A 25432-nucleotide genomic window follows, 5' to 3' on the forward strand; every position below is an offset into this window, starting at 1 on the left:
CCGCACTCACGACAGTCGCCGCTTCGCGGCCAGCAGAGACCCGCCCCGTTCGTGTGGTTCGTGTGGTTCGTGGTCCAAAATGCAGCGCCTGCCCTCGGCACGGCGCCCATCCGTGCAATCCGTGAAATCCGTGGGTCGAACCGAAGGCGCCTGCGGCGCGCGCTGGCTCGGGAAGTCTGCGTCCTCTATCTCTGGCCCATGCACGACACGCTCCCCCGCCAAGAGGTCCAGGACCTCCGCATGTCCCGTATTCGCGAGGTGGCGAACGCCGGGATGGGGCGCGACGACATCCTGGCGTTCTGGTTCGGCGAGTCGGACCAGCCGACCCCGGAGTTCATCCGCCGCGCCGCGGCCGACGACCTGCTGGCGGGGCGCACCTTCTACACTCACAACCTGGGCCGCGCCGACGTCCGCGCCTCGCTCTCGCGCTACCTGAGCAACCTGCACGGCGCGCCGATCGCGGAGAACCGGCTGGCGATCACCAGCGCGGGGGTCAGCGCCCTGATGCTGGCGGCCCAACTGGTGGTCTCGCCGGGCGACCGGGTGGTGGTGGGCGGGCCGATCTGGCCCAACGTGCCCGAGATCCCCAAGATTCTGTCCGGCCAGGTCGAGGTCGTGCCGCTGGAGCCGGCGCAGGGCCGCTGGCGCATGGACATGGACCGGCTGCTGGACGCCCTGACCCCCGACACCAAGGCGCTGGTCCTCAACTCGCCCAACAATCCGACGGGCTGGATGCTGCCCGCCGAGGACCGCGCCGCCGTGCTGGAGCGCTGCCGCAGGCTGGGCATCTGGCTGATCTGCGACGATGTCTACGAGCGCCTGGCGTTCGATGCGCCCACCGCGCCGTCCTTCCTGCCCCTGGTGACGCCCGAAGACCGGGTCATCGGCACGAACAGCTTCTCGAAAGCCTGGCGCATGACCGGCTGGCGGTTGGGGTGGATGGTCGTCCCGCCGGCGATGATGGACGGCCTGGGGGTGCTCATCGAGTACAACACCTCGTGCGCGCCCGACTTCGTACAGTCGGGGGCCAAGGCGGCGCTGGACCATGGCGAGCCGGTGGTCACCGCGCTCAAGGCCGAGCTCACCGCCGCGCGCGACCAGGTGCTGGGCGTGTTGCGCACGTTGCCCGGCGTCGAGGCGCCGTCGCCGGACGGCGGGCTCTACGCCTTCTTCCGTGTCGAGGGCTGCACGGACTCCGTGGCGCTCTGCAAGTCGCTGATCGCGGAGGCGGGGCTGGGGCTCGCGCCGGGCTCGGCGTTCGGACCCGAAGGCGAGGGCTGGCTGCGCTGGTGCTTCGCCGCACGGTCCGAGAAGAACGCCGCCGGCCTGGAGCGCTTCGCGAGTTACCTGAAGGCCCGATAGGCGAGCCAGGCCGCCAGCAAAGCCTGCACGGCGGCGATGCCCCACAGCCAGGCGCTGAACCCGGTCTTGCGCGTCTTGTGGCGCAGCAGCGCGCGGGCCGCCAGCGCGCCCGGCGAGCCGCCCAGCGCCGCCAGGGCCAGCAGCCTTCGCTCGGGCACGCGCCAACCCCCGCGCGCCGCCGCACGCTTGTCCAGCGCGAAGGCGGTGACCGTCGCGGCGTTGATCATCATGAGGTAGAGCGCGGCCAATTCGGGCACGCGGGGCCGGCTCAGCGGGTCGGCGCGGGGGTCGCCTCGGCCGGCGGGCTTTCCGGCGCTGGCGATGCTGGCGCTTCCGCCGACGTCGGCGCCGGGAGCGGCGCTTCGTTCACCCGGAACGTCGCGCCCATCAGCTTGGCCTTCTGCTCCAGCGACGCGGCGACGGTTTCGCAGCGGGCGGGCAGCGTCCAGCTCATCCACTCCTGCGCCTTGCGGGCCTTGGTGACCTCGGGACCCACGTTCCAGACTTGGCGGCCCTGGCGCACGGCGCCGGCGCCGATGGTGTTGATCGGGCGCACCGAGGCCTTCTCGGCCGCCGTCAGGGCGGCCTGGAAGGTCTTCAGCTGGGCGCGCCCCTGCTTCTGCATGTCGGCGTAGACCTTCAGGTCGTCGGCCAGGCTGGTGCCGGGCTTGCGGAACTGGCTCTCGATCCGGGTGACCTCGGGCATCACCTCGTCGTGCAGGTCGAGGTAGCCGCGCAGCGCGCCGTAGCACCAGCCGACGAACTGATAGTCGTCGCGCGGCGCGCCCGTGGGCAGGCGGTCTTCCGCTACGGCCGCAGCTGGCGGCGGCGCTTCCGCGGCGGGGGCGGGGTCTTGGGCGAACAGGGCGAGGGCGATGGCGAAGGGCGTCATTCGGAACCTTGTGTACGGAGATTTTGTCAGCTTCGCGCCGAACCGGGCGACCCACCGAACCCGCCACCCCCCGGGGTTTCGATCTCGATCGCGTCGCCTAGCTCCACCGTAACGGAGAAGCAGCCGGGAAGTTCACTAACCGCGCCCGACGCGGCGATCAAACACTGCCGGCCGGGCGATCCGGGGCCGCCGCCGGCCAGCCCCTGGGGCGCATGCTCGCGCCGTGAGGAGAGCAGAGCCGCCTCCATCGGCGCTAGGAACCGGATGCGCCGTCGCACTCCGTCGCCGCCGCGATGCAGACCTTCGCCGCCCGATCCGTGGCGCACGCCGAAGTGCTCCACCCGCACCGGGAAGCGACGCTCCAGAATCTCGGGATCGGTCAGGCGCGAGTTGGTCATATGGCTGTGGACGGCGCTGGCCCCGTCTCGCGTGGCCGTGGCGCCCGCCCCGCCGCAGATCGTCTCGTAGTACTGCCGGACCTCGTCGCCGAACGTGAAGTTGTTCATCGAGCCCTGGCTGTTCGCCATCACGCCCAGCGCCGTGTAGAGCGCGTCCACCACGTGCTGGCTGGTTTCGACGTTGCCCGCGACCACGGCGGCCGGCGGGCGCGGGGCCAGCATCGAGCCGGGGCGCGTGAGGATCTTCAGCGGCTCCAGGCAGCCCGCATTCAGCGGAATATCGTCGTCGACCAGGGTGCGGAACACGTAGAGCGCCGCGGCGTCGACGATGGCCGAGGGGGCGTTGAAGTTGCTGTCGACCTGGTCGGCCGAGCCGGTGAAGTCCAGCACCGCCTCGCGAGCGGTGGCGTCGACCCTGGTTGTCACCGAGATGCCGCCGCCGCCATCCATCGGGGCGTGGCCTTCGCCGTCGCTCAGGCTGCCGATCGCGCGCCGCACCGCCTCGGCGGCGTTCTGCTGGACGAACCCCATGTAGCGGGCCACGGCTTCCGCACCATAGCTGCGGATCATGTCCGACACCGCCGCCGCGCCGGCCTGGCAGGACGCGACCTGGGCCTTCAGGTCGGCGATGTTGCGGTCGGGCGCACGGGCGGGCCAGCGGCCCGACCCCAACGCCGCGCGGGTCTCGGCCTCCAGGAAGCGGCCGTCGGCCATGATCGGCAGGGCGTCCAGCATGACACCCTCCTCGTCGATCGACCTGGAGAACGGTGGCATGGAGCCGGGCTGGATGCCGCCCACATCGGCATGGTGGCCGCGCGCGGCGACGTAGAAGCTGGCCTCTGCATCGGTGTCGGCCATGAACACGGGCATGACGACCGTGATGTCGGGCAGGTGGGTGCCGCCGGCGTAGGGGTTGTTCAGCGCGAAGGCCTGACCGGCCTTCAGCTCGGGGTGACGGTCGCGCACGGCCCGCACGCTGGCCCCCATCGAGCCCAGGTGCACCGGCATGTGCGGCGCGTTCGCCACCAGCCCGCCGTCGGCGTCGAACAGCGCGCAGCTGAAGTCGAGCCGCTCCTTGATGTTCACCGAGTGCGCCGTGCGCTCCAGCGCCGCGCCCATGGCCTCGGCCACGCCCATGAACCGGCGATTGAAGAGCTCCAGCGTGACCGGGTCGGGCTTGTCCAGCGCGATGGTCTGGCGGGCGGCCGCCGCGGTGCGGGTGAGGCGAATGAGGCCATCAGGCTCGGCGATGGCCCGCCAGCCGGGTAGGAGGGCGATCTGGGTGTCGGCGCGCACGACGAGCGCCGGACCGTCGACTTGGGTCAACGCGTCGGCGCTGACGACCGGCGCGTCATGCCAGGCGCCGAGGGCGAACATCTTCACCCCTCCCCCTTGCGGGGAGGGGGCAGGGGTTGGGGGTGCCAGCTCCGAGGCGCCCAGCGGCGCACCCCCACCCCCGACCCCTCCCCGCAAGGGGGAGGGGAGCGCGATGGCCTCCGCCTCCACTGCGGCGATCAGGATCGTCCGGTCGGGCTCCACGAACCCGAACAGGCGCTGGTGGGCAGCCTCGAACGCCGCCTTCGCCGTCGCGGCATCGCCGAGCGCCACAGGCAGCTCGGCGTCGGCGCCATCGTACCGCAGCCGCAACGTGCGGCGGATGTCGCCCGTCTCGGCGCCCTGGGCCGCCATGTCGGCCCGAACGAGAGCTTCCAGCCCCGCCAGCGCCGCCTCTGCCGCGCTCAGCCCGTCCGCCAAGGGCCTGTCAACGCCAGCCTGCCGCAGCGCCGACATCCGGGCCTGGCCGATCCCCCAGGCCGACAGCACGCTGCCGTACTTCGGGCACAGCACCTGATCCACGCCCAGGGCCTCGGCGGTCTGGCAGGCCACCTGGCCCGCCGCGCCCCCGAACGCCACCAGCGCGTGGTCGCGCGGGTCGAATCCGCGCTCGGTGGAGATGCGCCGCACCGCCTGGGCCATCTGCTCGACGGCCACCGCGACGAAGCCCTCGGCCGCCGCCTCGACCGTGAGGTCCATCTCCTGGGCCAGCGCCTCAAGCCGCGCCCGACTCGCCGCCGGGTCCAGAGGCGCGTCGCCGCGCGGGCCGAACACCGGCGGGAAGAAGCGCGGGTCCAGTCGCCCGAGCACCAGGTTCGCGTCGGTCACCGCCGCGGGGCCGCCCCGGCCGTAGCAGGCGGGGCCCGGGTCGGCGCCGGCGCTGGCCGGCCCCGCCCGCGCCCGCATGCCGTCGAAGGTCAGGATCGAGCCGCCGCCCGCCGCCACCGTCTCCACGTCCAGCATCGGGCTCCGCAGCTTCACGCCGGCGACCTTGGCCGTGTCCCGCCGCTCCAGGGCCCCGGCGAACCGGCAGACGTCGGTGGAGGTGCCGCCCATGTCGAAGCCCAGGACGGCGTCCGCGCCGGCCTGCGCCGCAGTCCGCGCCACGCCCACGACGCCGCCCGCCGGGCCGGAGACCACGGCGTCACGGCCCCGGAACGCCTCGGCCGCCACCAGCCCGCCGGCTGACGTCATGAAATAGAGCGGCGCGCCCGCCACCGCTTCGGCCACCCGGCGCACATAGGCCTGCAGCACCGGCGTCAGGTAGGCGTCCGCCACCGTCGTCTCGGCGCGCGGCACGAAGCGGGGCAGGGGCGAGATCTCGGACGACAGCGCCACGAACTCGAACCCGGCCGCCTTCGCGATCTCGCCCGCCCGCTGTTCCTGCGCTGGGTTCAGGTCAGCGTGGAGGAAGGCGATGGCCGCTGATGTAAAGCCGTCGGCCACCGCTTGCGCCAGCTTTGCCCGCAGCGCGTCCTCGTCCAGCGCCGACACGACCGATCCGTCGGCCGCCAGCCGCTCGGCGGCCTCGACGACGCCGGCGTACAAGGGCGCGGGCTTGTCGATGTTGAGCGCGAACAGGTCGGGCCGCGCCTGATCGCCGATGGCCAAGGCATCGGCGAATCCCTCGGTGGCGACGAACAGGGTCTTGGCGCCGCGCCGTTCCAGCAGCGCGTTGGTCGCCACCGTCGTGCCCATCTTGATGGCCTCGACGAGGGGCGCCGGAAAGGGCGCGCCCGGAGCGGCTCCCAGGATGCGCCGCATGGCCTCCACGGCGGCGTCCGGATAGCTGGGCGAAGCGGACAAAAGCTTCAGCGAAACCTCTTCGCCGTCGCTCCAGCGCCCGATCACATCGGTGAACGTGCCACCCCGATCGATCCAGAAGGCGCAACGCCTGTCCAAAACTTAACCCCTCCGCACGATTGTCACCGGATCGCCCGGGTCTTAAGGCATGCCATAGCGAAATGAGCTTCTGGCGCAAAATAGCCGGCCTCGCAGTTCGAGGGGTCGATGAGGCGGAATGCGATGTCTGCCCGCCCGGCCTCCCCGGAGAGGATCCGGCGTTCACCACCGCTGTGACCGCGCTGGGCGCCAAGCTGGCCAAGGCCGACGGCGAGGCCCATGCCGACGAGTACGACACCTTCCACGCCATCTTCCAGGCTGAGCCCGGCAGCGAGGGCGCGATCCGTCGCCTGTACCAGCTGGCGCGCCAGACCACCCGCGGCTTCGAGGGGTACGCCCGAAGGCTGAAGAAGCGCTATGGCGGCTGCCCTCAGATCCTCGAGGACGTCCTGGACGGCCTGTTTTACATCGCCGCCGCCGACGGCGTGGTCACGTCGGACGAGCTCAGCTACCTCGAACGGGTCTGCGAACTGTTCGGCCTGTCGCCGCTGACGTTCCGGAGATTGAAGGCCACCCACTTGGGCGCGGCCAACGACGACCCCTACGTGATCCTGGGCGTCGCGCCCGACGCGCCGGACGAGGTGGTGCGCGCCGCGTGGCGCGCCCAGCTGTCCGAATCCCATCCTGATCGCGCCCGCGCGCGCGGGCTGCCTGCGGAATTCATCGAGGTGGCCGAGGCCAAGGCGGCGGCGATCAATGCGGCCTACGACCAGGTTCAGCTCGAGCGCCGCTCGCTGTCGCTGGGCGCGGCTTAGACGCTATGCGGTCGTCTTTCCGACACATGCGCGGTTGACGATCCGAACCACTGTGCTGACATGTACCTTTCACGGATCGGGTCACGCCCGCCGTCGAGGAGCTGAAATGGTCAAGGACTTCGCCGCGAACTCGGGTTCCGCCCTTCGCAGCCTGGCTGCCGTCGCGGCCACGATCGCCACCGCCTGTGCGGTGATCGTGGGCGCCGTCCTTGCCGTCTTCGCCGCGGCCACAGTGGCTGTGATCGCGATCATGGGATCCGCGCTCCTGGCCTTTGCCGGTCTCGCGATGCGCGCCCGCCGCACGGTCCGCGCCCGTCGGCGCGACAGCGACATCATCGAAGCCCGCCACCTGGGCGGCCACCACTGGGTGGCCTACGGCTGGAACGAGCGGCGCTAGGCCATCCTCCGCTAGGCCAGCCGCCGACTGTCGCAGTAGTCCGCCAGCCCCCTGAGCGCTCCGGCGCCGTCGCCCGCGAACGACGAGCCGTGCATCAGCGCCAGCGTCCGCGGCGCAAGTTCCGCGAGCCGCCTCAGCATTGCGCCGGATCCCGGAGCCAGGCTCATCGCCCCGAACATTTCATCCGCCGCCACGGCCGCGCCCAAGACGTCGTCGGACGTGAGCGGAGAAGGGTCGCCCACGTGGGTGAGCAGGTCGCCGCAGAAGAACGTGCCGGCCGTCTCCTCGTAGAAGCAGCCCGCTTCCCAGCCGTGGGGGACGTGCGGTGTGTCCAGCCATCGCATGCGCTTCCCGCCAAGGTCCAGCACCTCGCCGTCGGCCAGGGGGCGGGGCGGACGGTCGGCAAGGTCGTTCAGCGACACGTCGCAGGCCAGCACGCCGTGCACGACCGTGGCTTTGGGCGCGGCGGCCAGCCACTGGTTCATGGATCCGGACTCGTCGGCCTCCACGTGGCCGAAGCCGATCCAGCGCAGCCGCTCGACCGGCATCACCTTGCCCACCGCCGCCGACACCGCGGGAAACAGCATCCGCTGTCCGCAGTGGAAAAGCATCGGCTCGTCCGCATCGATCAGGAACTGGTTGAAGGTGAAGCCCTCGGGACTGACGTCGGGAACGAAGGTCGAGAGGCGATAGACGCCGTCGGCGATCTCATGGACTCGGGTTTCCATCGGCGGCGAGGCTCCCTGTGTGTCTGGTCGCATGGAGAATGCGGCGCCTCGGCCTTCCGCGAAAGGACGCCACGTCAGCCTTGCCGCTGCGCCCACAGGCCTCTACCGTCCGTTCAAACAATCGTTGGGAGAACGGTATGACGATCGGCATCGTGGCCACCATGAAGATCCAGGAGGGCAAGAACGCCGAGTTCGAAGCCTTCTTCACCGAGCTCGCCAAGCAGGTGCGCGCCAACGAGCCGGGGAACATCGCCTACCAGCTCACCAAGAGCCGCAAGGATCCTCAGGAGTACAAGGTCCTGGAACTCTACAAGGACCAGGAAGCGGTCACCGTCCACGGCCAGACCGACTACTTCAAGGCCGCGGGCCCGAAGTTCGCCGGCGTCCTGGCCGGCCGCCCCGATGTCGAGCTGCTCGACGGAATCGGCTGAGGAGACGGCCATGGACCTGGACTTCGCCCCCGAGGATCTCGCCTTCCGCGACGAGGTCCGCGCCTTCATCGCCGAGGCGTTCGACGACGACATGCGGGCCAAGCTGGCCCAGTCGAAGAACAATCACCTCGACAAGGAAGCCCAGGTCCGCTGGCTGAAGCGGCTGGGGGAAAAGGGCTGGATCGCGCCGGACTGGCCGGTCGAGTACGGCGGCACGGGCTGGAGCCTGGGCAAGAAGTACGTCTTCGACATGGAGATGGCGCTTGCCGGCGCCCCCTCTACGTCGAACATGGGCCTGCGCATGTGCGCGCCTGTGGTGATGGCGTTCGGTACGCCGGAGCAGAAGGCCCAGCACCTCCCCAAGATCCTCACCACCGACGTGTGGTGGTGCCAGGGCTATTCCGAACCCGGCTCGGGCTCTGACCTGGCCTCCCTCGCTCTGAAGGCCGAGCGTGACGGCGACCACTACGTGCTGAATGGCAGCAAGACGTGGACGACGCTGGCCCAATGGGCCGACTGGATGTTCTGCCTCGTGCGCACCTCCAACGAGGAGATCCGCCAGAAGGGCATCTCGTTCCTGCTGATTGATATGAAGACGCCGGGCATCACCATCCGGCCGATCCCCACGCTGGACGGCCCGCCCGAGGGCGAGCAGGAGATCAACGAGACGTTCTTCGACAACGTCCGCGTGCCGGTCTCCAACCGCATCGGCAAGGAAGGCGAGGGCTGGACCTACGCCAAGTACCTGCTGCAGTTCGAGCGCGGCAACGCCTATGCGCCCGGCCTCTCGGCCCAGATGAAGAAGGTGCGCAAGATCGCCAACCTGGAGCGCGCCGACGGCGGCGGCTCGATGATGAGCGACCCCGATTTCCGGAAGAAGCTCTCCGAGGTCGAGATCAAGGTCGAGGCGCTGAACGCCACCGAGCTGCGCATCTTCGCGGGCCGCGCCAACGGCGACGCCATGGGCGCCGTCTCGTCGATGCTCAAGCTGGAAGGCAGCCAGATGCAGCAGGCGGTCACCGAGCTCGCGCTCGAGGCCGCGGGCATCTACGCCCAGCCCTTCGTGCAGGACACCTGGGAGATGCTCCGCCCCGGCGGCAACACCTTCCGGGCCGGCCCGGACTACGCCGCGACGGTGGCCCCGCACTACTTCAACTACCGCAAGACCTCGATCTACGCGGGCTCGAACGAGATCCAGCACAACATCATGGCGAAGATGGTGCTCGGGCTGTAGCCGGGCGCGTCGGCGAGCCTCGACCGGATCTGTTTTCGAACTTGTCTGGCGTCATGGGATGCGGCTACGCCGCATCCCATCGACCCTGGCCGCTAGACGGTCAGGGCCTCGATCACCTGTTCCAGCACGGCGTTCGCCTTGCCGCGCATTTCGTCGTCGGTGGCGTCCTGGATCGGATGGTCCACCAGCACGTAGCGCGCACCATCCATGCCCAGCGCCTTACGCTGGACCTCGGCGGCTTCGGCGAACTCGCTGGACGCGATGGAGACGGCGGGAAGGCCCTGGATCTCGAACCACACAGTGTCGTGCAGACTGCACGTCGTGCATGATCCTCAATCGGCGAGGGCTTCCACCAGCACGTCGCACTCGGCCTTGATCTTGAGCCGCAGGTCGGACGGGCAGGGCTTGGCGAAGGTGGGCTTGGCGTAGCGCCGCACCTCGGCGTCGGGATAGCGCGCCGCCAGCAGGCGCTCCAACTCGTCCAAAAGGACGTTGCCCCGCGGCTTGGAGATGTCCAGAAGGCCGATCACCCCCGAGACATCGCCGGTTCGTGGGGTGATCTGCCGCGCGACGGGCACCCTCTCGTCAGTGGGGTCCAGGATTGTCGTCATCGACGTCCTCCAAATTCTGTCCGTGACGCTATCAGTCTTCGATTTTCTTGGAAACGACGGCCGATCCGGCCGCGCCCGTCACCCAGCCATGGAAGGCCGCCGAGAACTTCCCGGCCTCCGATCCCGCGACCACGATGTGGATGAACTTGCCATCGGCGAACTTCGGCGTCGGCGTCGCCAGCACCGCTTCGCTCATCTTGGCGGCGGAGGCGATCGGGATCCCGGCGCCAGAAATCTCGTTCGCCACCATCTCGCGCAGGGGCCGCGCGGTCACCGCCTGGATACGCTCGCGCAGCCGCGCCTTGGAGTACTCGCCCTCGCAGGTGAGTGTCTTGATGTGCTCGGGACAGACCACCAGCAGCGCGTCCACCGGCATCCGGTGGATCTTGGGCAGGAAGACGCCCTCAAGGCCCAGCCCCAGCGTGCCGGCGATCTGGTCGGGCTTGCGCGAATCCTGGTCCACGATCTGCACGGGGCCGCTGGTCATGGCGAAGGCGGTGACCACCGAGTCCTCGCGCTGGAAGCCGCGCTCGACGTGAAGCGGATCCCAGGGCGAGCCTTCCTCCCACTCGGCGAAGCACATCGTGAACTTCATCGGGCTGGAGAGTGTCGAGCGGTCCACGCCGCCGGGCCGGGCGCCGCCCACGTTGCGGACCACCAGACGCAGCGCGCGGCCGATGGTGGCGTTGGCGCGGTTGCCGTTGCCCAGCGCCGCCAGCTTCATGTTCATCCCGATGCGGTTGCGGATCGGGCCATTGACCACCAGCACCGGCGCGGCGCCCATCGTCGTGGCCGTCACCCCGTGCATGTTGAACTCGTCGGTGCAGACCGCCTCGAGCGCGGCGATCACCACGGGCAGATATTCCGGTCGGCAGCCTGCCATGACCGCGTTGATCGCGACCTTCTCGACAGTCGCCGGCGCCATGTTGGGGGGCACCACGGCCACGATGTCCTGCGGATGCCGCGCCGTTCCGGACAGCATGCGCAGCACTCGCTCGGGCGTCGGCGGCACCAGCGGCAGGCCGTCGCTGAAGCCCTGGTCGAACATGAACTCTTCGATGTCGTCGCTGCTGGCGATCTCGATGCGCCGGGCCCGGATCGGACTGTCCTCGGCGTCGGCCACCAGCCGGTCGTGGATGTCGGGGTCCAGGTGCTTGGAGCCGCACCCTGGGCGCCACTCGGGATAGTCGGACCATGTCACCGGCGCGGCCGGCGCTCCGAGCTCGCGGGCCGCCTGCTCGGCCAGCTGCTCCCATTCCGCGCGCACGAAGCCTTCGACCTGCGCGCGCCGCTCCCCGTCGGCGCCGATCCAGTAGACGGCCGGCACGATGTCGAAGTCCCAGGCCAGCGAGGTCTTGAGCGCGCTCTCGTCCAGGATCGGCAGCGTCAGGCCGTGGCGGTCCTTCAGGATCGCGTTGCCGTCCGACGACTGGCCCAGCATCCAGATGTCGGCGGTCTCGCTCCAGGCCTGGTGGAACGCCTCGAGCAGCGGCGAGACGAGATTGCAGGTGTTGCAGTCCTCCTTGACGAAGGCGATCAGGCTGGGCCGCCCGGTCGGAAACCGCCGCGTCTCGCCGGCCATGTCCTGCAGTGCGAAGGGCGGGGCGTTCGCCGTCATGTCACCGTCCTCGTCTTTCGCCGCCTTTGCAGCGGCCTTGGCTGGCGGAGGTGGATGGGAATCGAACCCACCACACGCCTTGTCGACGTGTCGCCGGTTTTGAAGACCGGGGAAGCCACCAGACTCCAGTCACCTCCAGCGGATCGACACTAGGCCGCCTTCCGTGGCGTCCCGAAGCGGTTTCACACGATCCGGCGCACATCGCCGTCGCGCACCGTGTCACCGCGGGCGTCAAGGAACTCCAGGATCGGCACGATGAACTTGCGCGAAGTGCTCAAAGCTGCCCGCGCCGCCCCGGTGGCGAATTCCGTGGGCGGCGGGAAGGTCGCGCGCAGGTTCGTCAATGCGTCGTCCAGCGCCGTGATGTGAAAGACGAGGGTCTGGCGCAGGGCGTGGTTCCGCAGGACGATCAAAGCGCCCAGGTCAACCAGCAGTTCGACCAGCGCCGCGTCCTCGCTCCCGGGCCTGGCCAGAGCGCCGATATCAGGCGGCGCGGCCCCGCCCTGGCGGACCTGAGCTTCAAGTTCGCGCAGCCGGGCCAGGGCATCGGGCGACAGGGCGGCGAGCGGATCGTGCGAGGCCAGCCGCACCTGGCCGCCGCTCATCCGGATCTCGCCTTCTGCGACAAGGCGGCGCTCCACGCCATCCAGAAGGTCGACCGACGTGGTGCGCTTGAAGGTTTCGCGGATCGCGCGGATCTGCGCCCAGGCGCGCGTGGGCATGTTCAGATGCGCCTCGGCCAGCCTCGTGAGGTAAGCTTGGCGTGTCGCCGTGACGGCGCCGGGCGCGGCCGCCAGGTCGGGGCCCAGCATCTCGAAGCCGACCAGCGCCAGGCGGGCCTCGTCCGCTGTCGCCCGCCACAGCCGCGCCGCCTCGCGCATCGAAAGCACGCCGCCGTCGCGAGCCGCCAGCTGATCGGCGATCCGCGCGAGGTCTCCGGCCGCCGCGGCCGCCAGCAGGTCCCGCCGCGCGCCGACCGGCCCCCTCAGCCTGGGCGCGACCGGGTCCAGAACCAGGGCGCCGCCGATCGTCTCGGCGGGGGACGGGCGGCGCAGGATGGCGCGCTGGCCTGCGAAGACGGCCACCGGCGTGGCGATGCGAAGCTGCGCCAGCCCCCGACCGCCGGGCGCGAGCGGGCCGTCGTCCAGGACGCGCACCTTGGCCATGTCCTGCCGCGCCCCCCACATCACCCGCAGCTCGTCGCCAGACTTCAGCGGCCGCGCGCTGTCGGGCGACAGGGTCAGCTCGATGTCCACCAGCAGGCTGGGCGCGAGCGACTCCGGCGCGCACAGCACCTCGCCGGGCGCAGCTTCATCGACCGACACGCCCCTCAGCGCGACCGCCAACCGACCTCCCGGAGCGGCGGCCTCGACGGTTTGCCCATGCACCTGCAGCTGGCGCAGAGTGACCGACTTGCCCGAGGGCATGAGCACCGCTGCGCCATCGGCCGGAAGGGGCCCGCCCTGCAACGTTCCGGTGACGACCGTCCCGGAGCCGGCGACCGTGAACGTCCGGTCGACCGGCAGGATGGGGCCGGGGGCATGGGCGGGAGCCGGAGACCGCTTGATCAGGGCTTCGACGGCGTCGTTCAAGCCGTCCATCCCGACGCCGGTCAGCGCCGAGCAGAAGACGACAGGCTCGCCGGCCAGGAAGGACCCGTCGAGTTCGGCTGCAATGTGCGCGCCGATTGCGGCCTCGGCGTCCTCGGCCAGGAGGTCGGCCTTGGTCACCGCTACGATTCCCGCCTGCAGGCCCAGCAATTGGGCCACGCGAAGATGCTCGCGCGTCTGCGGGCCGAAGCCTTCCGTGGCCGAGACGACCAGCAGCGCCGCGCGCGCGCCGGTGGTCCCCATCACCATGGCCCGGATGAAATCCTCGTGCCCGGGAGCGTCCAGGAAATCGACTGTCCCCGAGGGGTAGTCGCGCCAGGCGAAGCCCAGCGTGATCGACAGTCCACGCGCCTTCTCCTCCGCCAGCCGGTCGGTCTCGATACCGGTCAGGGCGCGGACGAGCGCGGTCTTGCCATGATTGACATGGCCGATCACCGCGACGCTCAGGGGCGGTCCCGCCGCTTCAGCACCCATGCGACGTCCCTACGTCGAACCGCGGCGGCCGTCATCCGCGCCCATCCGCTTGCCCGTCATCTCCCCGGCTCGATACAGTCGCCGCATGACCGCGCCCCCAGACGTCGAGGCCTCCGACCCGCGCCGCCGGCTGCCGGCCGTGGGCGCGATCTGCGCCGATCCCGCGGCCCGTCCCCTGAACGAGCGGTTCGGGCCCGTGGCGGTGGTCGCCGCGCTGCGCACCGCGCTGGGCGAGGCCCGGGCCCGGCTCCAGGGCGAACCGGGCGCGGCCCCTACGATCGCCGAGCTGCTCGCGGCGGGGCAGCGGATCCTGGAGGCGGGCGCTCGAGAGACGCTGTTTCCGGTGATCAACGCCACCGGCGTCGTGATCCACACCAATCTCGGGCGGGCGCCGCTCGCACCCGAGGCCTTCGCGGCGATGCAGGCCGTCGCCGGCTACAGCAATCTCGAGATGAACCTGGAGACCGGGCGGCGGGCCTCGCGCCAGGACCACCTCGACGCCCTCATCGCAGACGTGACCGGCGCCGAGGCCGGGGTGGCGGTGAACAACTGCGCCGGCGCGGTGCTGTTGGCGCTCGCCGCCGTGGCGGACGGCGCTCCCGTGATCGTATCCCGCGGCGAACTTGTGGAGATCGGCGGCGGCTTCCGGGTGCCGGATGTGGTGGCCCAGAGCGGCTCGCGACTGATCGAGGTGGGTGCGACCAACCGCACCCACCTGCGCGACTATGAAAAGGCCCTGAGCGATCACCCGGACGCGCGGGTCATCCTGCGCACCCATCCCAGCAACTTCCGCATGACCGGCTTCACCAGTGCGCCGGCCCTGGATTCGCTGGCCCACTTCGCCCACGCCCATGGGCTGCAGCTGGTCGAGGACCTGGGCGGCGGCGCGCTCGTCGACCTCGGGCCCCACGGCATCCCGAGCGAGCCGATGGTCCAGGCCAGCCTCCGCGCCGGTGTCGACCTCGTCCTCTTCAGCGGCGACAAGCTGCTGGGCGGACCCCAGGCCGGGATCGCCGCCGGACGCCGCGACCTGGTCGACCGGCTGGCGGCGCATCCGCTGGCCCGGGCGCTTCGCCTGGACAAGCTTTCGGTCGCGGCGCTGGCCGCCACGCTTCGCCTCTACCGGCCGCCGGCCGATCCGACCCAGCGCATTCCGGTGCTGCGGATGCTGACCGAGCCGCTCTCGACGATCGCGGCGCGGGCGGACGCGCTGATGGCTCAGGTCGCCCGTTTGCCCGCGCTGGACGTGGGCCTGCAGGACACACAGGGCTACGCGGGCGGCGGCGCCATGCCCATGCTGGCCCTGCCGGGCCGGGCGCTGGCGCTGCGCAGCCACCGGTTCAGCCCGGACGAACTCGCCCGCCGGCTGCGCACGGGCGAAACCCAGGTGCTGGGGCGCATCGAGCGCGACGTCGTCCTGCTGGAACTGCGTACGGTGTCGGACGCCGAGGTTGCGCCCCTCGCGGCCGCGATCGCGAAGGCGGCCTGACGGACGCTTGCGGGCGCCTGGGGCGTCTACCGCGCCGTCACGCTCCCTGCGATCGAGCCGGCCACCTCGGAGGCCATCTTGATCTGAGCCGGACGGTCGCGGATGTCGTAGCGGTCGGCGATGTAGGCGAAGTCGGTGTAGGCGACCCAGACGCGGCCGTCGGCGTCCTGCGTCACCAGGATCCGCACCGGCCAGTCGAGGCCCGCGTACGGGTTCGAGGTCAGGAACTGGGCGCCTAGCGGCGGGTTGCCGAAGATCAGCAGCTTCGAGGGCTTGAGCTCGATATCGGCGCCCTTCGCGAGCCCGGCCTGGTCGATCTCAGTGAAGAAGCGGATGCCCTTGCCGGCGATGTCGGCCTTGATGCGGGTCACGGTGTCGTCGAAGCCGTAGGCGCTCTGGACGCGCACGACGCCCTCGGCCTTTTCGGCTGCGGCGGCGGGTTCGGCGACAGCGGCCACGGCGGCGGCGGTCAGCGAGAGGCCGACGCCCAGGGCGATCGCACGCAGAGAGCGGTGGAAGCGGGTCATTTCGAGGGTCCTTGGTCGTTTGCGGGGCAGGGGTCGTGGGTCATCCGGCCCGCCTCGGCCTCGTGGAGGATGATCCCCTCCATCGGGTCGACGGGGGCCATCCAGGGGGCCTGGGCGAGCACGCGGGCGGTGTGGGCGTAGCCGGCCTCCCAGCGCGAGCGGATGCCGAGCGGTGAGAAATCGATGTCCTTTGAATGGTCCTCGCCGGCGAGCGGCGGCGACAGCAGTCGGATCACGTGCATCTGCGTCGGACAGCCGTAGGCGGCCAGCTCGCGCGCCTCGTTGGTCGCGCGCACGTCCGGGGGCAGCTTTTCGGCCAGCATCGCGATGATGTGGCGCAGCTTGTGGATCTGCTTCTGCCGGGCGATGTGGGTGATGGCCCGGCTGGAGTACTGCAGGTCCTTCTGGCGCGACAGCACGCTCCAGATGCTGTCGGGCTCCGGGCCGTTGGGGGCCCACATGTGGACGGCGAAAACCACGCCCGACCGGCGCGGCTTGTCGTCGAACACAGCCTCGACCGGGGTGTTCGAGAGGATGCCGCCGTCCCAGTAGAGCTCGCCGTCGATACGGACCGCGGGGAATGCGGGGGGCAGGGCGCCCGAGGCCATGACATGGCGTACCGTCAGGGCGTCTTCCCGACTGTCGAAGTAGCGCATCTGGCCCGTCTGGACGTTGGCGGCGCCCACCGTGAGTCGGGGACGTCCCGCGTTCATCAGTCCGGGGTCGATGAGCTCGCCCAGCGTCTTCTCGAGCGGATCTGTCGAGTAGTAGCCGGCCAGCTCGGAGCCCAGCGGCATCTGCATGCCCAGGAAGGCCCACGGGTTTGGACGGAAGAAGGCTTCGAGTCCGTTCGCGACCGTCATGGCGTTCGCGGCGAGCGCGCCGACGCCCGGCAACATTCCGGCGAACTGCGCGGCCCGCGAATGGGTCATGCGGGCCCAGAACTCACGCAGGCGTTCCAGCCGTTGCTCGGGCGCATTGCCGGCGATCAGGGCGGCGTTGATGGCTCCGATCGAGGTGCCGATCACCCAGTCCGGCTCGACGCCGGCCTCCTGCAGGGCTTGGTAGACCCCGGCCTGGTAGGCGCCCAGCGCCCCGCCGCCCTGGAAGACGAGGACGATCTGGCCCAGCCGGGCCTTGTCGATAGTGGTCGAAGTCTTTGCGGCGGCTTTCATGCCGCCCTTGTGTCAGCCCGTGCTGATGACCGGAAATGTCGGATGGCTAATGGCGCGATGCGCTGGCTGCATCGGAAGTCACGCCTCGCGCGCGGGCGAAGACTTCAAAGTAATCCGTGGCGGAACGCTCCCCGCATCGCCGCGATAACTTAAAGCGAATTCAGTCCTACCGGCCGCGCTTCTAGGGTCTCGTCATCGAACAACACCTAGTGAGACATCCATGAAGACCCCCCTGATCCTCGGCCTCGCGCTCAGCCTCGCGGCCGCTGCAACCTCGGCCTCGGCCGGGACCTGCCCGGCCGACCAGATGCGCGCCGACGCCCGCACCTCGGGCGAGACGATGCCCGCCAAAGTGACCGACACCGAGCTGTCGTTCATCGCCCTCGGCGGCGAGATCAACGGCCTCGACAACCGCCGCCTGCGCCTGCGCCGGCTGGTGGTCCAGCCGGGCGGCGTCGTGCCGTGGCACAGCCATACCGACCGCCCCGCCCTGATCATGACGGTCTCGGGTCAGATCACCGAGTACAACTCGACCTGCGCCGTGGGGATCGAGCACAAGGCCGGCGACGTCGCCCAGGAGAAGAAGGGCGTCAGCCACTGGTGGAAGAACAACGGCAAGGTTCCCGCGGTGCTGATCGCCGCGGACATCAAGAACGACGCCGACGCCACGCCGGCCGCCGACCACATGTGAGCCCCGCCGCGGCGCACGCCAACCCGCCCGGCGCGCCGCGGCTCCGAGGCCTGTCTTCCCCAACTCCCGCAGGCCCTCGGCAACGGAGGCGTGCGGCGTCCGATCCCGGGCGTCGCACGCCTTTTTCGTATCCCGGAGAACCTCATGACCGCCGCCCCGAACGCTCTGTTGCGCCGCGCCCTCATCGGCCTGATCGGCTTTCTGACCCTGGTCGACCTCTTCGCCGCACAGGCGATCCTGCCCACGCTGGCCCGCATGTATGGCGTGAAGCCGTCCGCCATGGGCGTGGCCGTCAACGCCTCGACCATCGGCATGGCCGCTGCGGGCCTCGTCGTAGCCCTGGTCAGTCACCGCCTGCCCCGCCGGGGCGGGATCTGGGTAAGCCTCGCGCTGCTGTCGATCCCGACGCTGCTGTTGGCCCATGCGCCCGACCTGGCCACCTTCACGGCCCTGCGCATCGCGCAGGGCGTCTTCATGTCGGCCGCCTTCACGCTGACCATGGCCTACCTGTCGGAGCAGAACACCGGCGCGGCCACGGCCAGCGCGCTGGCCGCCTACATCACGGGCAACGTGGCTTCGAACCTCGTTGGGCGGCTGGTGTCCTCGGCCGTCGCCGCCACTGCCGGCGTGGCCATCAACTTCTACGCCTTCGCGGCGCTGAACCTGGCCGGCGCGGCGCTGGTTTACCTGACCCTGGCCAAGGCCCCGGCCATGGCCGTGCCCGCCGGCGAGGTGAGGCGCTCGGCGTTCGCGCGCCTTGCCGTTCACCTGCGCAACCGCTGCCTGGTGGCCAGCTTCGGCATCGGCTTCTGCGTGCTCTTCGCCTTTCTGGGGGTCTTCACCTACGTGAATTTCGTCCTGGCCGACGCGCCGATCCGGCTGTCGCCGATGGCGCTGGGACTGATCTACTTCGTCTTCTTGCCCTCGATGGTGACGACGCCGCTGGCCGGCAGCGTCGCCAACCGCTTCGGGCCGCGGCCCACGTTCTTCGTCTCTCTGGGGCTGGCCGTCGCGGGCTTGCCCCTGCTGCTGGCGCCGGCGGTCGGGCCGGTCGTCGCGGGATTGACCATGGTGGGCGTCGGAACGTTCTTCGCGCAGGCGACCGCCACCGGCTTCGTGGGCCGCGCCGCCCAGACCGATCGCGCGGCGGCCAGCGGGCTCTACCTCGCCAGCTACTACCTGGGCGGATTGGCCGGCGCCGCGGTCGTGGGCCAGGTGTACGACCAGGTCGGCTGGCCGTCGGCCGTCACGGTGGTCGGGGGCTCTCTGGTGGCGGCGGCGGCGCTGGCGGCCAGTCTGCGTCCGGCGACCGCGGGCCGTCGCACGCCACTCCTGACGCGCGAGGCCTAGGCGGCTACCCCCAGGCCTCCGCGGGTTCGTCGTCCTGGTTGTCGTTCAGGAAGAGATGAGGGTCGTCCTGCGCGTGCATGGCCAGGTTGTGCCAGTGCATGGCCTGGTCGATGAGCTCGCCGCGCTGCTTCATATTGTCGGTGGCGCTGGCCAGGCGCAGCAGCGCCTCGGCCCTGGCCCGATAGTCATCCTGGTCGGCCATGAAGCCCTCGTTCGATTTCGAACGGCAAACATCCCCACGGCGCAATCGTTCCCGGCGCGTCAGGATTATCCGGTCGGCTCCAGGTCGCAGTCCTCAGGATCCCGCGGCATGGGGTCCAGCGCGCCGCTCGGCCACTTGAAGGCCCGCGCCTGCTGGACGAACGCGCCCACCGCGGGGGAATGCGGTCGTCCCCGCACGGTCACCAGCATGATGGTGCGCACGAATTCGGGGTCGATGAGGCGGCGGGTCACCAGGCCAGGATCAGTGACCGACAGCTCCGGGAAGAACCCGAAGCCGAGCCCCGCCTTGATCATGCCCTGGACCCAGTCGTCGCGCTCGGACGAGAACACCTTCTTCCATTGGACGCCGTGGGCCCGCAGCTGGCGGCGGGCATGGTCGAAGATCTCGCAGTTGGCCCGGCTGACGTAGGGCTGTTCGTGCGTGTCGGAACAACGGACCACGTTGTGCGCGGCCAGCGGATGATCGGGCGGAAGCGCGATGACGAACCGCTCCTGGAACAGCGACAACCCGTGGAATCGCACGTCCAGCGGCTCGGGCAGGCCGAAGAGGGCGAGGTTGAGATCGCCCTTCGTCAGCATGTCCATCAGCTCGACCGACCCTTCCTCGACCACTTCCAGGTCCACGTTGGGATGGGCGATCTGGAACTTCACGATCAGATCCGAGATGAGCGCCGGGCCGATCGTGCACATCGCGCCGATCCGCAGGGTGACGTTGTCCAGCTTCTTGATCGCCTTGGCCTGCTGCTTGGCGGCCTCGGTCTGGGCGTGGATTTGCTCCAGATAGGGCAGCATCATGCGGCCCAGCTCGGAGAGGTGGGTGTTGGCGCGCTCGCGGTGGAACAGGGGGCCGCCCAGCTCGTGCTCGAGCTGCTGGATGGCGCGGGTCAGAGCCGGCTGACTGACGTTCGACTGCTCGGCGGCGCGCGTGAAGTTGAGCGTCCTCGCGAGGGCGAGGAAATAGCGGACCTGCTGCATTTCCATGGCGGACGTCCCTCAAAGGCCTGCCCGTGGGCCAGGCCGTGTCCTTCTAGAATTGGATCGTGACGGGCCGTCGGAACCGGACACACTGTCGGCCGTCACGTTCCTGCCAGGCTGCAGGCTCTAAGAGGCGATACGCACCTCGGCCTGCGCTGAAGCTACACGCATCGGCGTTTCGCGCCCACGGGTCACCGCATCGAAGACGAGGCGGGCTCCGCGTTCGAACGTCAGATACGACCAGATCCAGTCCAGCACGACCTGCACGCGATTGCGAAAACCGATCAGGAACCAGACGTGGGCGGCGCACCAGAAGACCCAGGCCAGGAAGCCGGTGAGCTTGATCGCCCCCAGGTCGGCGACGGCCGCCTTCCGACCGATGGTGGCCAGGCTGCCCAGGTTGGAGTAGCGGAACGGCGGCGGCGGGGGACGGGCGGCCAGACGCGCCGCGATCACCCCCGCCACATAGGCGCCGGCCTGCTTGGCGGCGGGCGCCACGCCCGGCACCGCCTTCTCGCCGTCGCGGATGTGCGCGCTGTCGCCGATCACGAACACCTCGGGATGGCGGGGTAGCGTGAGGTCCGCCTCGACAAACACGCGGCCGGCGCGGTCGGTCTCGGCGGCGAGCCATTTGCCGGCGGGCGAGGCCTGCACGCCTGCGGCCCAGAAGACGTTGGCCGCGGCGATCTTCGCGCCGCCGACCTCGACGCCACTCGCATCGCAATGGCTGACCGGGGCGCCCAACCGGACCTCGACGCCCAGCTTCTCGAGGGCGCCGCGGGCGTACTCTGACAGGCCCGGGCAGAAGGTGGAGAGCACGCGCTGGCCGGAATCGACCAGGACGATCCGGGCCCGCAGGCCGCGGATACGGCGGAAGTCACAGGCCAGTGCGCGTCGGGTCAACTCGGCGATCGCGCCGGCCAGTTCCACCCCCGTGGGCCCGCCGCCGACCACCACGAAGGTCAGCAGCTTGTCCCGGTCGTCGCGGCTCATGTCGAGCTCGGCAGTCTCCAGGGTCAGCAGCACCCGCCGGCGCAGCGCCAGCGCGTCCTCGAGCGACTTCAGGCCAGGCGCATGCTGGGCCCACTCGCTGCGGCCGAAGTAGGCATGGGTGGCTCCGGTCGCCAGCACCAGCTGATCATAGGGGATGGTCCGTTCCCCAAGTTCGACCTGCCGGCGGGCCAGGTCGACGCCGGTCACCTCGTCCAGCTCGATGTGGATGTTCGACTGGCGGCGCAGGATCATCCGGATCGGGCTGGCGATCTGGGTCGGGGCGAGGCCGGCGGTGGCCACCTGATAGAGCAGGGGCTGGAAGAGGTGGTGGTTGCGCCGGTCGATCAGGGTGATGTCGGCGCCGGTCTTCGCCAGGGCCGAAGCGGCGGCCAGGCCGCCGAAGCCGGCGCCCACGATCACCACACGGTTCGCACCGCTCCGTGCGCTCATGGTCATGGCTAGTGGGCCGTCCAGCCGCCGTCGACGCTCAGCGCCGTGCCGGTGATGGAGGCGCCGTTTTCGCTGCAGAGGAACGCGGCGAGGGCGCCGATCTCCTCCACCGAGGCGAACTTGCGATTGGGCTGGGCGGTCAGCAGCACGTCGGTGATGACCTGTTCGTGCGTCATCCGGTGGGCGCGCGCCTGGTCGGCGATCTGCTTCTCGACCAGCGGCGTCCAGACATAGCCGGGGCAGATGGCGTTGCACGTGACGCCCGTGCGCGCGGCCTCCAGCGCCACCGTCTTGGTCAGGCCGACGACCCCGTGCTTTGCGGCCACGTAGGCCGACTTGTAGGGCGAGGCGACCAGGCCGTGGGCCGAGGCGATGTTGATGATCCGGCCATAGCCGCGCTCGACCATCTCGGGCAGGGACGCCTTGATGGCGTGGAAGGCCGATGACAGGTTGACAGCCAGGATCGCGTCCCATTTGGCGGTCGGGAACTCCGACACGGGGGCCACGTGCTGGATGCCGGCGTTGTTCACCAGGATGTCGATTGGGCCCAGCACGTCGCGGGCGAAGGCGACCATGTCCTGGATCTTGCCGGGATCCGACAGATCGGCCGGCGAGTAGATCACCTCGACCCCATGCAGGGAGGCCAGCGTCTCGCGCGTCTGTTCGATCTCGTTCGGATCACCGAAGCCGTTCAGGACGATGTTGGCGCCCTGGCCGGCCAGCACCTCGGCGATGCCAAGGCCGATGCCGCTGGTGGAACCGGTCACGATGGCCACCCGGTTCTGCAGGGGGCGGGGCGCGGTGGTGGCGTTCTGGAGCGCGGTCATGGTCATGGAGAGTGGTCCTTGTTCGGATCCAGGGTCGCGGAAGCGGGGGCCGGACTGAAATGCCGGGAGCGCATGGTCTCAGGCGGCGTGGCGCATGAACGTCGGCCGCCAGACCCCGCCGATGCCGATGTCGCCGGCCACGTCGACGACGCCGCGCCGATAGAGATCGAGCAGGTGGGCCAGCACCGAGTGGCAGGCCGCGGGGTGCAGGCGTTTGTCGTGATCGGCGTAGAGCCGGCTCACCAGCTGGCGCACCGTCGCCGCGCCGTTCGTTTCCAGCGCGATCAGGATCTGCTTCTCGCGGTGGCGGCGGTGGACGATGTAGGCGGCCAGGAAGCTGTCCACACGGCGGATCGGCGGGCCGTGGGCGGGGAAAAGCGCGTCGTAGCGGCGGGCGCGGATGCGCTCGAGGCTACGCATGTAGAGGCCCATGTCGCCATCGGGCGGGCTGACGACGCTGGTGGACCAGCCCATGACGCAGTCGCCGGGGAAAAGCGCGTTCTCCTCCACCAGGGCGTAGGCGTAGTGGTTCGACGTGTGCCCGGGGGTCGCCACCGCCTCGATCGTCCAGCCCGGCCCGCGGAACATCTGGCCATCGGCCAGCGCCACGTCCGGCCGGAAGGTCAGGTCGTCGCCCGCCTCCAGACGATCGCCGCCGCCGGACGGTCGGCAAGGCGTTCCGCCAGCATAGATCACCGCTCCGGTGGCCTCGGCCAAGGGGCGAGAGGCCGGTGAGTGGTCCAGGTGGCTGTGGGTGACAAAGATGTGGGTGATCTTCTCACCCCGCGTGGCCTTCAGGATCGCCTCGATCTGGCGCGGATCGTCCGGGCCGGGATCGACGACCGCCACCTCGCCGTGGCCCACGATATGGGCGCCGGTGCCGGTGAACGTGAAGGGGCCAGGGTTCTCGGCCACGACGCGGCGGATCAGCGGGCTCACCCGGTCGCAACGGCCGTAGTTGAACGCGAACTCACGCACATACGGGATGCCGACCGGCGGGGTCATGGCGTTTGCTCCGTGATGAGGGCCCTGAGCGCGCGGCCCATGCGGGCGACGGCTTTGAGCTTGGCGGGGAAGGGGAGGGCGATGGGCGGTCCCATGTCGGTCTTGTTCACGTCGACCACGTAGAGCCGGCCGGTGGGGCGATCGCGGAGGATGTCGAGGCCGCCCCAGTCCAGGCCCATGACCCGGCAGAACACGCCCAGCCGCGCGATCTCGTCCTCTGAGAAGACCTCGCGCGGTTCGGCCATGGCCACGTCGGCGTTGTGGTTGGCGAAGCGGTCCTGGACCGGCCGCCGCTTGATGAACACAACCACCGGCTTGCCGCCCACGAAGGGCGTCCGCAGGTCCACGGCCATGCCATCCTCGACATTGTCGATGAGGCGCTGATAGGTGCGGCCCGGGCGCCGGCGGGTCGGCAGCCAGACCAGTCGGCCGTCATGGACGCCGTTGGCCTCGCCCTTCTCGACCGCCAGGCCGACCCCCTGCTCGGGGTCAAGCATCAGCGGGTAGCCGAAGCACGCCTCGAACACCTCGGCCACGCGGCTCTTGGAGATGTCGGTGCAGGCGTAGTTGAAGGCGCGCGCGTGCGGCGGGACAGGCGGGCGGGCCTGGGTGGCGTCCTCGAAGAAGAAGCTGGCGTCAGCCTCGTCCGGCGACCGGGCGATCCGCACCCCGTTCCACGAGGCGGCGGCCCAGATCAGGTACCAGGGTCGCGGCCTGTCCGGCGCGAACCACACCGCGGGCCCACGGGGCAGCAGGCGGTTCAGCGCCGTCTTGGCCCGGATCGCCAGGTAAAGGCTGAACCAGTTGGCCGCCTCGGACGCCAGGGCCTTGTCCAAGGGGATCACGGCGCCGGTCTTCTTCACGCGCACCGTGCGGCCGCGCACCGAGAAGTCGGAGGTCCACAGGGTGTCGCTCATGAGCGCACCGTCGCAGGCTTGAGCGGCGCGAAGATCGCCAGCACCCGGCTCACCAGCACGCCGAACTCGCGTCGCCGGAAGATGGTCAGGAGCAGGAACGCCGCCGCGAGGTTGATGCAGGCGGCGACGAACAGGCCGCCGCCGTCGTTGTTGGGGTCGACGCCCAGGGGCGTGAACAGGTGGAAGCTCACCGCGCCGGACATCACCAGGAAGCCCGCCAGCGCGCCGCTGGCCTGTAGGTGGCGGAAGCGGGGCAGGATGCCGAGCATCAGCAGGCTCGCGGCCAGCAGCTCGATCGACCCGATCACATACTGCGAGAACAGACCGGTCGCGGCGAAGAGGCCCGGCGCGCCCAGCTCGCTGGCCCAGCCGTCGAGGCGGCCGAAGATCACCTGGGTCTTCGGATGGTTGGTGAACTTGAAGCGCAGGCTGTCCAGGAAGACGGCCGACATGAAGAGGGCCATTCCGTGCGGGATCAGGCCAATGAGGCGGTCGCGAATGCTCATTTCAGCACCTGCGGCCAGTTGCGATCGCCCTTGGCGATGTTTCCGGGGATGTCCTTGGCCCAGCGCTTCTGAACGTTCTGGTCGTAGTTCAGGTAGAGCTTGCCCCCGACGATCTTCCAGGCCAGCGGGTCGCCCTTGGCCGTGTACCCGCCGGCCACGGCCCAGGCGCAGTAGCCGCCGTATTGCGGGAGGTAGGCGTTCGGGTTGGCCCGGAAGCGAGCCAGGTTCTCCGCACTGGCGAAGCGGTACTCCACGCCCTTCAGCGTGGTGGCGTAGCGGGCGTCGCCCTTGGTGGGGCCGCCGGCCGCGAAGTAGCTGACGGGGTCATAGCCCGACAGGGCGACCTTGGTGAACGGCGGCAAATAGACCTCCGGCGCGGCGACAGCCAGCGCCGGTGTCGCCGAGACGCCGCCGATGGCGAGGAGCGTCGCAACGGCGAGGGCCGACAGGTTTCGTCTTGGTCTTGGCAATGGGCGTCCTCCCTGCGCCGTCGCCGCTGCGACGGGACCGAACATCGGTCGACGAGAGAGGTACTTGGCGCGCCGCGCGGACGCTCAT

25 protein-coding genes and 1 tRNA gene are annotated in these 25432 nt (G+C 70.1%); 8 read left to right on the plus strand and 18 right to left on the minus strand.

The genetic code is table 11. The annotated features are described in order from the left end of the window. The first annotated feature begins 240 nt into the window (after window positions 1-240). Entirely contained in the window at window positions 241-1362 is a 1122-nt protein-coding gene (locus EPN98_RS04450; protein ID WP_293360903.1) for a pyridoxal phosphate-dependent aminotransferase, read from the plus strand. Here the strand turns inward: EPN98_RS04450 and EPN98_RS04455 are convergent. The 3 genes from EPN98_RS04455 to EPN98_RS04465 are packed head-to-tail and all read right to left on the minus strand — an operon-like array spanning window position 1344 to window position 5889. After that, window positions 1344-1619, minus strand: coding sequence for a DUF1294 domain-containing protein (locus tag EPN98_RS04455; RefSeq protein ID WP_293360906.1), 276 nt, complete (start codon window positions 1617-1619; stop codon window positions 1344-1346). The two genes, EPN98_RS04450 and EPN98_RS04455, sit on opposite strands and share 19 nt — an antisense overlap. Before the next feature lie 11 nt (window positions 1620-1630). Beyond that, entirely contained in the window at window positions 1631-2254 is a 624-nt protein-coding gene (locus EPN98_RS04460; protein WP_293360911.1) for a hypothetical protein, read from the minus strand. A gap of 26 nt (window positions 2255-2280) precedes the next feature. Beyond that, entirely contained in the window at window positions 2281-5889 is a 3609-nt protein-coding gene (locus EPN98_RS04465) for a hydantoinase B/oxoprolinase family protein (RefSeq protein WP_293360913.1), read from the minus strand. Between the two features lie 62 nt (window positions 5890-5951). Between EPN98_RS04465 and EPN98_RS04470 the strand changes: the two genes are divergently transcribed. Beyond that, the gene (locus tag EPN98_RS04470; protein ID WP_293360916.1) at window positions 5952-6644 is read left to right on the plus strand and encodes a molecular chaperone DjiA; all 693 of its coding nucleotides are present in this window, start codon (window positions 5952-5954) and stop codon (window positions 6642-6644) included. A 106-nt stretch (window positions 6645-6750) separates the two neighbouring features. Continuing rightward, entirely contained in the window at window positions 6751-7041 is a 291-nt protein-coding gene (locus tag EPN98_RS04475) for a hypothetical protein (RefSeq protein ID WP_293360919.1), read from the plus strand. 11 nt (window positions 7042-7052) lie between these two features. Here the strand turns inward: EPN98_RS04475 and EPN98_RS04480 are convergent, their stop codons facing one another. Then, window positions 7053-7769: an MBL fold metallo-hydrolase gene (locus EPN98_RS04480; protein ID WP_293360922.1), complete on the minus strand. Its 717-nt coding sequence runs from the start codon at window positions 7767-7769 to the stop codon at window positions 7053-7055. 137 nt (window positions 7770-7906) lie between these two features. Between EPN98_RS04480 and EPN98_RS04485 the strand changes: the two genes are divergently transcribed. Then, window positions 7907-8200, plus strand: a complete 294-nt coding sequence (locus EPN98_RS04485) for a putative quinol monooxygenase (RefSeq protein WP_293360925.1) — start codon at window positions 7907-7909, stop codon at window positions 8198-8200. A gap of 10 nt (window positions 8201-8210) precedes the next feature. Then, window positions 8211-9434 (plus strand): acyl-CoA dehydrogenase family protein, encoded by a 1224-nt coding sequence (locus EPN98_RS04490; RefSeq protein ID WP_293360928.1) that lies wholly within the window; start codon window positions 8211-8213, stop codon window positions 9432-9434. 92 nt (window positions 9435-9526) lie between these two features. Here EPN98_RS04490 and EPN98_RS04495 read toward each other — a convergent pair whose 3' ends face one another. The 4 genes from EPN98_RS04495 to selB form a co-directional block, all read right to left on the minus strand. After that, on the minus strand, window positions 9527-10045 hold the full coding sequence (locus EPN98_RS04495) for a UGSC family (seleno)protein (protein WP_293360931.1): 519 nt from the start codon (window positions 10043-10045) through the stop codon (window positions 9527-9529). Window positions 10046-10076: 31 nt separating this feature from the next. Beyond that, window positions 10077-11663, minus strand: coding sequence for a hypothetical protein (locus EPN98_RS04500; RefSeq protein WP_293360934.1), 1587 nt, complete (start codon window positions 11661-11663; stop codon window positions 10077-10079). A 42-nt stretch (window positions 11664-11705) separates the two neighbouring features. Continuing rightward, a tRNA-Sec gene (locus EPN98_RS04505) sits at window positions 11706-11800 on the minus strand. A 45-nt stretch (window positions 11801-11845) separates the two neighbouring features. After that, a complete protein-coding gene (gene selB / locus EPN98_RS04510; RefSeq protein WP_293360937.1) occupies window positions 11846-13747 on the minus strand; it encodes a selenocysteine-specific translation elongation factor in 1902 nt (633 codons plus the stop codon). A gap of 85 nt (window positions 13748-13832) precedes the next feature. Here selB and selA point away from each other — a divergent pair, with 85 nt between their 5' ends. Beyond that, window positions 13833-15236, plus strand: a complete 1404-nt coding sequence (gene selA / locus EPN98_RS04515) for an L-seryl-tRNA(Sec) selenium transferase (RefSeq protein WP_293360940.1) — start codon at window positions 13833-13835, stop codon at window positions 15234-15236. Between the two features lie 26 nt (window positions 15237-15262). Here the strand turns inward: selA and EPN98_RS04520 are convergent, their stop codons facing one another. Together EPN98_RS04520 and EPN98_RS04525 are read right to left on the minus strand one after the other, a co-directional pair. Then, complete coding sequence (locus EPN98_RS04520) at window positions 15263-15763, minus strand: DUF302 domain-containing protein (RefSeq protein WP_293360942.1); 501 nt, start codon at window positions 15761-15763, stop codon at window positions 15263-15265. Then, on the minus strand, window positions 15760-16938 hold the full coding sequence (locus EPN98_RS04525; RefSeq protein ID WP_293360945.1) for a patatin-like phospholipase family protein: 1179 nt from the start codon (window positions 16936-16938) through the stop codon (window positions 15760-15762). Before EPN98_RS04525 ends, EPN98_RS04520 begins: the two co-directional genes overlap by 4 nt. A 220-nt stretch (window positions 16939-17158) precedes the next feature. Between EPN98_RS04525 and EPN98_RS04530 the strand changes: the two genes are divergently transcribed. Further along, window positions 17159-17629 (plus strand): cupin domain-containing protein, encoded by a 471-nt coding sequence (locus EPN98_RS04530; protein WP_293360948.1) that lies wholly within the window; start codon window positions 17159-17161, stop codon window positions 17627-17629. Between the two features lie 144 nt (window positions 17630-17773). After that, window positions 17774-18979 (plus strand): MFS transporter, encoded by a 1206-nt coding sequence (locus tag EPN98_RS04535; RefSeq protein ID WP_293360951.1) that lies wholly within the window; start codon window positions 17774-17776, stop codon window positions 18977-18979. A 4-nt stretch (window positions 18980-18983) separates the two neighbouring features. Here the strand turns inward: EPN98_RS04535 and EPN98_RS04540 are convergent, their stop codons facing one another. The 8 genes from EPN98_RS04540 to EPN98_RS04575 form a co-directional block, all read right to left on the minus strand. Next, on the minus strand, window positions 18984-19181 hold the full coding sequence (locus EPN98_RS04540) for a hypothetical protein (RefSeq protein ID WP_293360954.1): 198 nt from the start codon (window positions 19179-19181) through the stop codon (window positions 18984-18986). 65 nt (window positions 19182-19246) lie between these two features. Next, the gene (locus tag EPN98_RS04545) at window positions 19247-20182 is read right to left on the minus strand and encodes a LysR family transcriptional regulator (protein ID WP_293360956.1); all 936 of its coding nucleotides are present in this window, start codon (window positions 20180-20182) and stop codon (window positions 19247-19249) included. Between the two features lie 120 nt (window positions 20183-20302). Beyond that, a complete protein-coding gene (locus tag EPN98_RS04550) occupies window positions 20303-21619 on the minus strand; it encodes an NAD(P)/FAD-dependent oxidoreductase (protein ID WP_293360958.1) in 1317 nt (438 codons plus the stop codon). Window positions 21620-21627: 8 nt separating this feature from the next. Beyond that, complete coding sequence (locus tag EPN98_RS04555) at window positions 21628-22452, minus strand: 3-hydroxybutyrate dehydrogenase (RefSeq protein WP_293360960.1); 825 nt, start codon at window positions 22450-22452, stop codon at window positions 21628-21630. A 72-nt stretch (window positions 22453-22524) separates the two neighbouring features. After that, complete coding sequence (locus tag EPN98_RS04560) at window positions 22525-23451, minus strand: MBL fold metallo-hydrolase (RefSeq protein WP_293360962.1); 927 nt, start codon at window positions 23449-23451, stop codon at window positions 22525-22527. Further along, the gene (locus EPN98_RS04565) at window positions 23448-24368 is read right to left on the minus strand and encodes a hypothetical protein (RefSeq protein WP_293360965.1); all 921 of its coding nucleotides are present in this window, start codon (window positions 24366-24368) and stop codon (window positions 23448-23450) included. Before EPN98_RS04565 ends, EPN98_RS04560 begins: the two co-directional genes overlap by 4 nt. After that, window positions 24365-24874, minus strand: a complete 510-nt coding sequence (locus EPN98_RS04570; protein ID WP_293360967.1) for a hypothetical protein — start codon at window positions 24872-24874, stop codon at window positions 24365-24367. Before EPN98_RS04570 ends, EPN98_RS04565 begins: the two co-directional genes overlap by 4 nt. Continuing rightward, a complete protein-coding gene (locus EPN98_RS04575; RefSeq protein ID WP_293360969.1) occupies window positions 24871-25344 on the minus strand; it encodes a YHS domain-containing (seleno)protein in 474 nt (157 codons plus the stop codon). Before EPN98_RS04575 ends, EPN98_RS04570 begins: the two co-directional genes overlap by 4 nt. Window positions 25345-25432 lie beyond the last annotated feature (88 nt).

It is taken from the genome of Phenylobacterium sp. (assembly GCF_004299445.1).
GTDB lineage: Bacteria > Pseudomonadota > Alphaproteobacteria > Caulobacterales > Caulobacteraceae > Phenylobacterium.